The 11,425-nt window shown below is 68.1% G+C and carries 8 protein-coding genes and 2 pseudogenes; 2 read left to right on the top strand and 8 right to left on the bottom strand.

Going from position 1 to position 11,425, the window contains the following annotated elements; genetic code table 11:
- Positions 1–638 precede the first annotated feature (638 nt).
- A pseudogene (locus ACFW2G_RS32170) lies at positions 639–1,067 on the bottom strand (ATP-binding protein); the annotation flags it as partial.
- Here ACFW2G_RS32170 and ACFW2G_RS32175 point away from each other — a divergent pair.
- Positions 1,014–1,630 (top strand): annotated as a pseudogene (locus ACFW2G_RS32175) (hypothetical protein). The pseudogenes ACFW2G_RS32170 and ACFW2G_RS32175 overlap by 54 nt on opposite strands.
- Before the next feature lie 447 nt (positions 1,631–2,077).
- Here the strand turns inward: ACFW2G_RS32175 and ACFW2G_RS32180 are convergent.
- The 3 genes from ACFW2G_RS32180 to ACFW2G_RS32190 all read right to left on the bottom strand — a co-directional run bounded on the left by ACFW2G_RS32180 (position 2,078) and on the right by ACFW2G_RS32190 (position 5,934).
- The gene (locus ACFW2G_RS32180; RefSeq protein WP_384585470.1) at positions 2,078–2,494 is read right to left on the bottom strand and encodes a hypothetical protein; all 417 of its coding nucleotides are present in this window, start codon (positions 2,492–2,494) and stop codon (positions 2,078–2,080) included.
- A 51-nt stretch (positions 2,495–2,545) separates the two neighbouring features.
- Positions 2,546–3,244: a hypothetical protein gene (locus tag ACFW2G_RS32185; RefSeq protein ID WP_384585473.1), complete on the bottom strand. Its 699-nt coding sequence runs from the start codon at positions 3,242–3,244 to the stop codon at positions 2,546–2,548.
- 1,610 nt (positions 3,245–4,854) lie between these two features.
- Entirely contained in the window at positions 4,855–5,934 is a 1,080-nt protein-coding gene (locus tag ACFW2G_RS32190) for a hypothetical protein (protein WP_384585476.1), read from the bottom strand.
- A 795-nt stretch (positions 5,935–6,729) separates the two neighbouring features.
- Here ACFW2G_RS32190 and ACFW2G_RS32195 point away from each other — a divergent pair.
- Complete coding sequence (locus ACFW2G_RS32195) at positions 6,730–7,572, top strand: hypothetical protein (protein ID WP_384585479.1); 843 nt, start codon at positions 6,730–6,732, stop codon at positions 7,570–7,572.
- Positions 7,573–7,789: 217 nt separating this feature from the next.
- Here ACFW2G_RS32195 and ACFW2G_RS32200 read toward each other — a convergent pair whose 3' ends face one another.
- From ACFW2G_RS32200 to ACFW2G_RS32215, 4 genes are all read right to left on the bottom strand, one after another.
- On the bottom strand, positions 7,790–8,323 hold the full coding sequence (locus tag ACFW2G_RS32200; RefSeq protein WP_384585481.1) for a hypothetical protein: 534 nt from the start codon (positions 8,321–8,323) through the stop codon (positions 7,790–7,792).
- A 139-nt stretch (positions 8,324–8,462) separates the two neighbouring features.
- Positions 8,463–8,819 (bottom strand): hypothetical protein, encoded by a 357-nt coding sequence (locus tag ACFW2G_RS32205; protein ID WP_384585483.1) that lies wholly within the window; start codon positions 8,817–8,819, stop codon positions 8,463–8,465.
- Positions 8,759–10,012 (bottom strand): DNRLRE domain-containing protein, encoded by a 1,254-nt coding sequence (locus ACFW2G_RS32210; RefSeq protein WP_384681121.1) that lies wholly within the window; start codon positions 10,010–10,012, stop codon positions 8,759–8,761. Before ACFW2G_RS32210 ends, ACFW2G_RS32205 begins: the two co-directional genes overlap by 61 nt.
- Before the next feature lie 104 nt (positions 10,013–10,116).
- Positions 10,117–11,328 carry an MFS transporter gene (locus ACFW2G_RS32215; RefSeq protein ID WP_384585487.1) on the bottom strand — a complete coding sequence of 404 codons (1,212 nt, stop codon included), beginning with the start codon at positions 11,326–11,328 and terminating at the stop codon, positions 10,117–10,119.
- Positions 11,329–11,425 lie beyond the last annotated feature (97 nt).

The raw sequence follows: 11,425 nt of genomic DNA on the forward strand, positions 1-11,425 counted from the left end.
TCTCAGCATGGACATGTCTAGCAGGTGTCCGGCATGGCGATCAGTACCACGATCGAGCGATCACGAACCGAGGAAGAACGGACTTAACGTCCTCTAAGAGCACGTGAAGCGGCCTGGGCTCGCCGTGATCGCGTGCGGGGGCAGTGCGGGCCGTGGCAAGATGACGGCATGTTGATCCGAAAGGCCGATGCCGCGTAGGCGTCCGAGGGGGCTGCGCGCGGAGCGTTGGCGGCCCAGAAGAGGTGTCCCGGTTCGCCGGATCCGCGGTGTGTCTGCGGCGACTCGCGTAGCGATCCGGAAGTTGGAAGAAGACCGCCTGTGGCCTGGGGCTGTGGCCGCTGCCCTGGCCGAGTGCCGAGCGTATTTGGGGCAGCCAGGGCGCGTTCTGCCGGATCCGGTGATCGGCTGCGCCTGCTGTGATCCTTTGGTGGCACGAGACCGTCTGGAGGACGTGCTGCTGTGGCTGCCCCGTGGTGCTCGGGCAGACCTCGGCAGGCTCTTGACCAGGTTGGACGCTGAGTTCGACCGCAGGGCCGTCTCCCTCAGCTCTCACCTCATGCTGGCAACCCCGTTCAGTGCTTGCGGGTATTGGCGCCGGCGATTCATGGAGAACTGAGGGCCGGGTGGTCTCTCGCTGCTCAGTGGGCGGCCTGCTGCTCAGTGCGGGCGCGGGTGGTGGCGAGGCGGTAGGAGTCGGTGCCGGTCTCGATGATGTTGCCGCCAAAGGTGAGGCGGTCGACGATGGCCGCGCAGAGGCGGGGGTCGGTGAAGGTCTTGGTCCAGCCGGAGAACGATTCGTTCGAGGCGATGGCGACGCTGTTCTTCTCCTCGCGTTCGGTCAGGACCTGGAAGAGGAGTTCGGCGCCGCGGCGGTCGAGTTCCATGTAGCCAAGCTCGTCGATGCACAAAAGATCAACGCGGCCGTAGCGGGCGATGGTCTTGGTCAGCTGCTTCTCGTCGGCGGCTTCGACGAGCTCGTTGACCAGCTTGGTCGCCAGGACGTACTTGACCCGGTGGCCGGCCATGGCGGCCTCGGTGCCGAGCGCGATCAGCAGGTGCGACTTGCCAACGTCTGGGACTACCTCACCCACGATGAGTGGGAGGTGGCCCTCGGTCTGCTGGAGGAACTTGGCGACGTCCGGCCGCTTCCGCTCAGTTTCTGGGAGACCCTCGCCACGGCCGCTGAGCAGATGTACTTGAAGAACAGCGCTGCCTGGTGCCACTGGCGCTGCTATGAAGTCCGCAACGGGATCATCCGAGCTGACCTCACACTCCGACCAGCCAGCGAGAGCCGACGGCAGACCCCCTTCTCCGGAGCTGGCGTTCTCCGGCCGATGTGGAACATCGGTAACCGAACCCCGACCGGCGAACCGACCCTCAACATCGCGAGCATCTGGGTCGAATCCACTCCCTCCCTGGGCCCGGCGAGCGAGCCTCGGTGCGGCTCGCACCCCTCGACCCCTCGCAGTGGCGGCACCTCCAGCCCGGCCAAACGATCGCCATGCACGAACCGTGCTCGTGCTGCCGGCGGGCGAGGGTGGACAGGAGCTCGGCGAGGGCGCCGGCTGCGGTGTCGAGTTCGCCGTCACCCCGGTCTCGGGCGGGGAGGGGAAGAGGTTCCCACACGTAGTCGTCGGCGTAGGCCCAGGCGGCGTCGGCGAGCCAGCCGAGGTCCCTCCCCGACGGCTGTCCGGTCAATTCACTGCCGCCGGGCGTCGCGGGCGCTGCAGGAGACGTGATCGATGTCCATCGGATGGACCAATAGGAAGGTCACGGGCTGGTGATCGTTTGCCGGAGCAGAGGAGTCCCATCACCGTCCGGAGTGACAACGCCTCCGATCACGGCTCGCCGGAGAGGCGTTCCTGACCAGCCTGCTGCGGCTGCTCGCCACGGCCGCAGCGAGCCACTCTCGCTCCTACCGGCACTGTGAAACAGAGCACCTTGCCGACGGCCCCGAGCACGGCGGAGTGCAGCTGCTCAAAAGTGGGAGGCCGGATATAGTGGAGGCACCGTTTGTTACTCAGGCGAAGAGGGCCCTCCACTTCTGTGGAGGGCCCTCTTTCTGTGTCGGTTCAGGTCAGGCCACCTGCAGCTTCGGCCTTCCGGTGGGGGCTGGCGGCGTCTGGTGGTACGTGGGGAGTTTCAGATTGGGAAGGTCCCCGGTCTGGATGCGGACAAGTGCGTCCCGGAACGCAGCTTCCATGGCTTCAGGGGTCTCGTACTTCGCTGCGAGCGGGTGGAGACGGTAGGAATTGCCGTTCCGCTCCTCGCTGCGCGGGCGGAGGACTATGTTCAAGGCACAGAGAGGCGCCATGAGCCCGCTGATGGCCTGCGGCGTGACGCCGTACTCCGTTGCCATGTCCCGCTGACGTACCGGGAGTGCTCCCCCGAAGTCACTTCGGTAGAGGAGGTACTGGAGGAACTTGATGGCGGACCCGGACAGGGGCAGGGCCCAGATGCGCTCCGCGACGATCGGAGACATGACGTTAGCCATGGGGTTGCCTTCCTCGTGTTCGGTTGCCCGGAGTCGGGCGTGGTGGCGCTATCACCCGGTGCGTTTCCTTCCTCGCATGCTCGCATCGGCTCCGAAGTCGAGGTCAAGCTCCTCTTGGTGGGTGCCTTCGGGTCCCACCGCATAGGGGAAAGCCTCGGGACTGTGGTCGTGCCGTTCGGCGATCTCGGCGAGGACCTCGTGCTGTGCGGTGCTGTTTCCGCGGAACCACAGACGTACGTTGATCTGGATCCGGCCGTTGCCAACCTTCTCCACCCAGTTGTAGCCGCAGAGGGCCTGGACTGCGCGGTTCACGGTGGAGCGCGTAATCATCTTGCCGCCCGTATGCGCGGCAACCTTGTTCAGTCCGTCGGTGATCTCCTGCTGTGTGTACTGCGCGATTCCGGTACCGGGGACTTGGCCGCCAGCAACGAACAGGAAGACGCACAGCTGCGACTTGGTGATGCTGTTGGCAACAGCGAGCTGGGCGAGGAGCTGGGTGAACCAGTTGCTCGCTAGGCTGTAGCCGGCGCCGCCCGCCATGTCGTGCACGGTTCGGGGGTCTGCTGCGTACTCGAAGTGGACGCCCTTGAGCCGACGGCGTCCGCTGGGATCGGTGGTCTGAGCCACCTTCTCCCCCAGTTGCTGACCGAGTACGGCCAGGATGTCGCCGAACTCGGCTTCGTTTCCTGCTGCTTCGGGTACAAGCCGCGGCCCGCGCGTTCGACGACGGGCGGGCGGATCAGTTGTCACAGGACCTCCCTTGTTACTCAGGCAGTCCGAGGGTATCCAAAAATCCATGCCTGGTTGTCTTTTGGCGCGTCGACGCGCCGATGGGGCCTTCAGGCGCACGCTCACACGACCGGAGATCCGTGAAGTCCACGTACGCTGGACTTTCTGCGCCCCCACGGAGCAAAAGTCCACGGCTCGTGGACTTTATGTGTCGCAATGAGCGCACGTCCTGGCTCTGCGCAGCAGACGCAATCTGCCCTTCATGGCTCAAGCAGCAACGCTCTGACCTGCGGCGATCCGAGGCGGCGCTGCGGAGCTGAAAAGTACACCCCTCTTGGACTTTCTGGCGAAGTGTGCTCTGCGGGCTGACATTTCAGAGCCTCGACTGTGCTCCTGCCAGCACACAGGCGGCCGCATCTTTGCAGGTCAGAGGCTTGCGTGGGCTCCGCTCCTCTTCTCAAAGAAGCTTAGGTCGGCATCTCACGTCCACTCCCCGTAGGCACAACCGGCACTCAGCGGACATGACCGTCCGCCGGCGACTGCCGGTCGCCCGGGGGCACATGGCCGTGGATGGGCTCGACCGGCGGGGACAGCCACCCGAGGCGCCACGCCAGCCGGGCCTTCGCCTCACCTGGTCTGCGGGCCGGTATCGCTTCCTGACACACGTAACCCGTAGTTGCTCCTGACCGTTGCTGCACGATGACCCGCTCGAACCTGCACCACCGAAAGCCAGCCCCCGTGCTCGGTGCGCCGAACTCCTACGGTCAGTGGCCACCCGCACCACCCCTAGCATCAGCCACGCTTCTGCACTCCCTAACGAAGCCGACCCGCAGCCGCCGATGAAGGCTTGCCACCCCGGCGGGGCACCGCAAGCCCGCCAGGGCTGAGGAGCTACCGACCCTTGCGTGGCAGAGCGCCGAAAGGCAAGAGCTGCTTGTGCGGGGCCGGCCATCTCGCGGACCACCAACGCAGGAAGAACTCATTGACCAACCAGCCGCCCCCGGTCAAGACGAAGGACATTCTCGGAACCTCGTCGCGGCAGCTGCCCTCCACACCTGAGGTTCCCCCGCTGTGCGGGAGTGGCTGACTAGCTAGTCAGAGCCGGTTGACGTGGTTTCAGGCACGCTTGTTCGGTCGCTGCCTGGTCGGCGTAGTGCTTCCCCTCGAACTCGATCGGTACTTCCTCGGTGCAGGGCATCGTCTGGGCTCCTCTCATGAGACCCATCTGACCTGCTGTCACCCTTCCCCGTATCTCGGGGGAACCTCACTGCACACCAGAGATGTTTCATGGGTGAAAGATTCCCCGGTTCAGCCTCTGGCTTATGCTGCGCGGCCGGGGTCAGACTTTTGAGGGCCTTCACTCAGTGGGTGAAGGCCCTCAACTTTTCCCCAAGCATCCTGTTGGTCGTCAACCACGGTGGGGGCAGGTCGCGCCTTCGGGTGAACATGGGGCCGGGCGGCCGGTGCGGGGACGAATTCCTCAGGTATCTCGCAATCGTGGCCGCTACGACACCGCATGAGCCGGGCCGCCCCAGTCAGGATCCTGACAGCGCGCCCCTTCCCGCGGGGCGGGGGAGAGAGACGGTCGTCGGCACGAGCCGTGTACGGCTTTCGACGTGGGTACTCGACTCTCAGACAACGGGCAGGCTCGCCTGACGGCCGGCTTCGGCCCGGACAGGGCTGCCTGGCCGACGTCGCCACGCTCGGCGCCTACCGGGGCTGTCCACGGGGGTGGGCAAGGGGCAGGTGAGAGGGAGGACGCGTTCGGTCAGTTGCCCGATGAGGTGAGTGTCGGTGAGGGCGGCGTCGGTGAGCCAGTCCGCTGCGGCCAGCTGGTCGACCAGGCTCTCCCGTGCGCTGGCACCGGCCGGAACCATGCCGGCGAGCGCGTTCAGGCCGATGCCGTGGCCGCCGGACCCCAGGCGTCCCGATGCCGAGCTCTGGGTGGCCAGGGTCAGGGCGAGCAGGCGGGTGGTGGAGGTGGCCTTGGCCTTGCGGAGTTTCTTGTCCGAGATGACCTTCTGGGCCCAGCCGGAGAGCTTGGGCCGCATCTTCTTGCCGAACGTGAACGGGCCCGTCCCGTCCTCGCGGGGCGCGAGGGAGGGGACGGTGATCGGGGTGGGGTTCTCCGGCCGGGAGGCGAGTAGGTCGTCGGGGGTGCTGGGGAGGGACAGCCAGCCGCAGCCGGTCAGCTTCTCGACCAGGTTCTGCGGATCGGTCAGGCCCAGTGCGGTGAGGTCTTGGCCGACGAGGTTGCCGGTGCCGGTGTGCGCGGTGCGCAGGGTCAGCATCAGTACCAGCAGCCGTGCGTCGCATCCGGGCAGCGGGGTGTGGTCGGCCACGTACGCGAGGACGGAGCGCGCGTGTTCCCACTGCCCCGGAACGTTCAGCAACCGGGTCACAGCCGGCCCGTCGCCGCCGCCGGTGCGCTGTTGGTGCTGGAGACGGGCGGTGGCAGCGGCCTGCTCGGCCCGCCGGGCCTCCCATCGCAGGGGCCCCTCGCTGGTGACGTCGGCCCAGGTGGTGAAGGCGCGGGCCTTGCGTTCTTGGAGGTCGGCGAGCAGCTCCAGGTCGGGCTCGTCGCGCTGCTGGTAGGCGCGGAAGAGGTCACCGAGTTCGATGAGTTCGTCCCGCAGGACGACGGGGCGCAGATCGTGCGGGATGACCCGCTGGGCGATCTTCGCCTGTGGCGGGCGGCTCAGGACCGGCACGGAGCGGGGAACCGAAACGAAGCCGGCGACCTGGTGGTCGGAAAACAGCGGTGCCCCCGCACCCGTGCCCCCTGCCGGGGCCGGGGCCGGGGCCCCGGTCGGACAAGGGCGGTCCGGGGCGGTGGGTGCAGAGGTGGCCACGGTCTTTGCTCCGGGGGTGGCGGCCGCGCATCGAGAGCAGCACTCCATGACCTGCCACCAGCGGCCTTCCCGGTCGGTGGCCACGGCCAGGACGACCGGCCCGCCGCACCGCCAGGGTTCCGTACGTAGGCGGCCGGTATCGGGCAGATGGGTGTGGCAGCCCGCCAGCCGGCACGCGCAGTACACCGCGGCTCTCGGGGCGGGGGCGGTGCGTAGGTGAGCTTTGATGTGGGCGACCGCGGCCGCACGGCCGACGGCCGCGGATGGCAGGCGCTGCTCGGCGCAGGCGGGCCGGCTGCACGTGAGACGCACCGCTGTGCTGCCCCGGCCGGCGGCGTCCAGGCGCACCGTCCAACGACGTCCCGGCACCCGTTCGTCCAGCTCGCTGACTGCGGCCTGCGTCATCCCGGTCTCCCTCCCGCCCTGCATCTCCGATACGCGCCGCCCCCACCGCGCGCCGGGCGGCGGTATGAGGACGGCGTGGACACCGTATGGGGGCGCGGAGGTCGAAAGCTGCTGAACTCGCCCTGTGCGAACGGCGTGAATCACGAAGGCCGGCTGTCCTATGTGGTCGCGGGTGAGCCGTCCAGGGAGTCGATGGTTGCAGCCTCGGTAAGGCTCCGGGCCACCGCTTGGGGTGGAATGCTGACCCGTATGGCGAAGAGCTTCATCAGGGCCGACGGGTATGTCCCAGTCGAGTACGCGCAGTTCACGCTCCATGACTACGCGGCCGGTGACGAGGAGCAGCCGCCTATGAACGAGGACGGGAGCGTCGGTGTCGGGTACCGCAGCCTGCGGGTGATGAGCCTCGCCCATACCCACGAGGTGGACGTGGCCGTGGAGGTGTGGGACGAGGAACCACCGGCCCCGACCATGCCGGTCGTCGAGCAAGTGTCGGTGACGCTGCGGTCCGGGATCCTCGTCGTGGCCGGGCTGATGGGCGGCCCCGCGGACTACCCGATCCCGGTGGGCAACCCGGGCGTGTACGCGGTGCGGGTGTGCCGTCAGGTTCTCTTCGACGGGCCTCCGCCGCAAGGCGTGCACGAGAGCCTGGAGCGGTACCTGATGCAGCTCTGGCGGATCGCCGAGGAGGCGGCCGCGAGAACGATCGTCGTGTGCCGCCCGGACCGCGGCGTGATGTGGCTGGCCGCCCCTGGCTACACGGGCCGGCTGCCCGACGCACCGCACGCCGACGAAGCGCTGCAGGTGTTCGGGCGCGGAGGCGCTGTGGCCATCAGAGCGGAAGCAGGCCACGAGGTTGTGGTGTCGATGGAGGTTGTCGACGTCGAGACGGTGGGCGGGGACGGGACGTTCCTCGGCTACGGCGAGCTCGTGATCGCCGAGGAGCACGAGGTGGTACTGCTGCGCGGCGAGCACGTTCCCGTGGACGGATCCCTCGTGCCGGTGCCAGGACCAGGCCGGTACGGGGTCCGTGCGTGGCGCAAGCGCACCACGGAGGACCAGTACCAGCTGCGCATGTGGCGGCTCGGGGACTGATTCCTCCGCCGGAAGATTTCATTGCATGCGGCGCCCACCGGTCAGCCGCGGCAGTTGTTCACGGTGCGGAACCTCGTGGGGGCCGATTTCCCGCTGCGGAGTGCCGCGTTGGAGGGGCCAGGATGGTCTTTCGACACCCACACAGGGGAGGCGGCCCCGGCATGGTGAGCCCGAATGGAATCGGCGAACTGCTCCGCACCATCAGGGAGCGGTCAGCTCATTGCGGAGTCTTCGAACCGAGCTCGCCGGGCTTCTTCGGTACCCAGGGAAGCACGGCGACGGCTTCCCTGGGGTCCGGCTCGGCCATGACGACGCGCCACTTGTCCTTGTTCCCGCCGTTCGTGACCTGGACCTGGATCTGCTTGACCTGACCGGTGTCGTGGAAGTAGAGCACGACCACCTGCCGGACCGATCCCTCGTCGTAGAACTCCGCGGTCACCTTCCCGCGAGCGCCCTTGCCGAACGCCGTGATCCAGTTCTCGGCGGTGTTCTCGGGAGAACTGACGTCCTTGTCGGCTGCGAGGTCGGTCAGTTCGTCGGCGTTCCCGTCGGCGATCTGCCACACAACCTCTTGGGTGATCCCCAGCGATCCGGTGGTCGGGTACCCGACCACCGCCAGCGGTTCGTGGGAGCCGTAGCCGGTGGCGTACCGCACGTCGCCGGCGTCATAGTCCGAGTCCGAGCAGCCGGTCAGTACGCCGAAGGCCAGCGAGGAGGCGATGAGGGCCCGCAGGGCCGGTACCGGCCTCACTACGCGCCCACAGGCCGGATAGCGATGATGCTGCTGATGGGCGTGCCCTTCGACCGGTTCCTGGCGATGACAGAGCTGAGCGTGTCATGGGCACTGTAACCGTGCTGGGCGATCCTGACGGCGCCCTGGTTGTTGCCGGTCACGACCGCCGCGTGGTCGTACCGCGCCGCGCCTCGCCACTTGAAGGTGCCTCCGACGTGGGAAAGCCGTCCTCGCCGAGAACGACGGATCCGGCGTCATCGGCCGGCGCGCCCGTGCTGTCGGCCGGTACCGCGACCACCTGGGCTCCCGCCGAGGCCGTTGCGGACAGGGTCTGTCCGGCCTCGGCGTCGTCGGACTCGGCCTCCAGCTTCACGGCCCCGCCCGAGACGGCGAAGACGAACCGCTTGGAGTACCGGTCCTCCGAGACCTGGTCGACGCCGTCGACCCGCAGGGTCACCGTCTGCACGACAGTGGTCCGTACCAGGACGCGGCCGTTGGCACCGTTGGCGGCCATGGTGTCCACCAGGGCCGAAGAGGCGCCCACGTACGACTGGCCCTTGGACGCCAGGGCCTCGGCGCCGGCCACGATGGCGGCTTCCTGCGTGTCGAGGACCTCGCTGAAGACCGCCCCGTACGGGGATTCGGCGGCAGCGTCGGCTGTGGTGGGGCTGACCCCCGTGACGACCTGTTGCGGGCGCTGAGATACGCCTGGATGTAGTCGTTGTAGCGGGCGGCTCCCCCTGCCACGGTGGCGCCGTGAACCAGTGCGGACCGTGACACGGGGCCGTTGCCGACGCCGTTCTTCGGCGTCACCGCGACCCGGTAGGAGCCCGCGTTGTCGAGCCCGGTGAAGACGGCGCGAAGCGCTGTGCCCTCCCAGGTGCCGGCCACCGTGCCGTCGCCTTTCTCGGCCTTCACCACGTACGTGACGTCGCTGTTCGCGCCGCCGTCCAGGGGCGCGTTCCACGTGACGAGCAGGCCGGTGTCACCGGCTGCGGCGACGACGTCGGCGACCGCGCCGGGGGCCGTCGGCGGCAGGTAGTCGATCGTCAGCCTGGGACGCTGGGAGGCGTCCGAGGCCGCGCCCGAGTGGTACTCCGCTCCGGCTGCCGCACCCGGGACGGTGAGCGCCATGCCCTCGTTCCCGCCGCGGTCGATCCAGGATTGCACCAGCTGGCCGAAGTCGATCTCGGTCAGCGCGGTGCCGGACACGTAGGCCTCGTTGCCGGCGGCGGTGAGAAGGTCCCTGCCGCTCTGCGCGGGGGTCCATGGAGTCGACAGCTCGTACACGTCCGGCTGCTGGACCACGCACGGCGTGGTGCAGTCGGACCTGGTCAGCGACAGCTTGGCGGAGGTGACCCGCGCCCCCTTCGGGAGGGCCCCGAGGTCTGCCTTCAGATGGGTGGCCCACAGGTGCCCGTCGGCCGTGCCGACCCGGAGCCGGCCGTTCGGCGGCGTGGCACAGCCCGGCGCGTCGCAGTCGGTGGCGGTCGACACACCCGCGAAGGCGGCATCGCCTATGACCAGGGACTGGCTTGCGGGCATCGGGGGCAGGGGCTGGACCCGAACCGTCAGGTCCTGCTCGGCCGACCAGGGCGAGCACCCGACACCGGTGCAGGCACGGACGGACCACCGGTAGGTGCCGCCGTCCGCGAGCTTGCCCTCGGGGATCTGCAGAGCGGCCCGATTGCCGCTCTCCACCGACACGGGAGGCAAGGGCAAGCTGGGGAGGGGGTTCCCGACCGAGTCCTTCACGGAGAACACGGCCAGCCCGCAGCAGGATCGGTGACAGCCTTCGTATCGGCACCCCTTCACGGCAGGCTGGTCTCTGAGGCAGGTTGGACGCTGCCACCGCCGTTCGCAGTGCCTGGGGCATGCGCCGGGAGGCGTCGTACGTCCGGGACACAGAGAAGCGCGAGGGTGGCAGGGACCGCTATGACTGTCATCGCGTACAGCGTGGACCGCACGCCGAGGGATTCAGACACCGGGCCTGCGAGCGCCAAACCGACCGGCATGAGTCCTGCCGACAGCAAATGGTCGTAAGAGCTCACGCGGGACAGGGCCTTCTCGGGCACGTGTGTCTGCAGTGCCGTCTCCCACAGGACGAAAAAGAGTGAAACAGCAACGCCGGTGACCGCTTCGAGAACGGCGATCAAGATGAGCGTTGTACCGGATCCGATGATGATCGCCTGACAGGAGGCCACCGCCAGCGCCGCAGCGGCCAGGGCCATAGGCCGCGCGATCTTAAGCCGATAGGCGCATACATCGCCGACGATGGCCCCGATACCGAAAGCCGCCACCACCACCGACCAACTTGCCGCACCACCCCACTCACGCTCGGCAAGCACGGGACCCAGCACATAGACCGCCGGCAGTACAACAACGTGGTAGATCGCCATGCCGGCCAGACCGGACAATACCCACGTCCGGTTGCGCACCTGAACCCAGCCGACGCGCAGTTCCGCGAGAAAGGTCCCCCCAGCAGCGCCCTGCACTGTCTCGGATGCCGTCTCGCGAGGCTTGAGCCGGGCCAGGAACGCGGCACTGACCGCGAAGGTCAGGGCGTCCAGGGCCAGGGCGCCGCCGGGGCCGGCCAGTGCGACCAGTCCACCTGCCAAGGCCGGGCCGAGCACCAGACCGGACGACTGGACGAACCCGCGCAGGGCATTCGCCTCCCGTAGCCGGCCTGGCCCGACCACAAGCGGTGTCAGTCCTGTGGAAGCGGGCATGAAGAACGCATCCGCCGTGCCGAACAGGATCATCAGCAGGGCCAGATGCGGCACCTCGGCGACACCGGACAGCAGCAGTACAGCAATGAGCCCCTGCACGGCAAACCGCACGATGTCGGAGACCAGCATGATGCGGTGCCGCCGGAAGCGGTCCGCCCACACCCCGCCCACCAGGGTGAACAGCAGCATGGGCACCAGCCCGGCGGCCGCCACCAAACCAACGTCAGAGGCGGACCCGCCCACCGAGAGCACGGCAAAGGGCACGGCCACGAACGACACACGGTCGCCGAGCACTGAGAGGACGTTAAGTCCGTTCTTCCTCGGTTCGTGATCGCTCGATCGTGGTACTGATCGCCATGCCGGACACCTGCTAGACATGTCCATGCTGAGA

The organism is Streptomyces sp. NPDC058880 (genome assembly GCF_042742535.1).
Classification (GTDB): Bacteria; Actinomycetota; Actinomycetes; order Streptomycetales; family Streptomycetaceae; genus Streptomyces.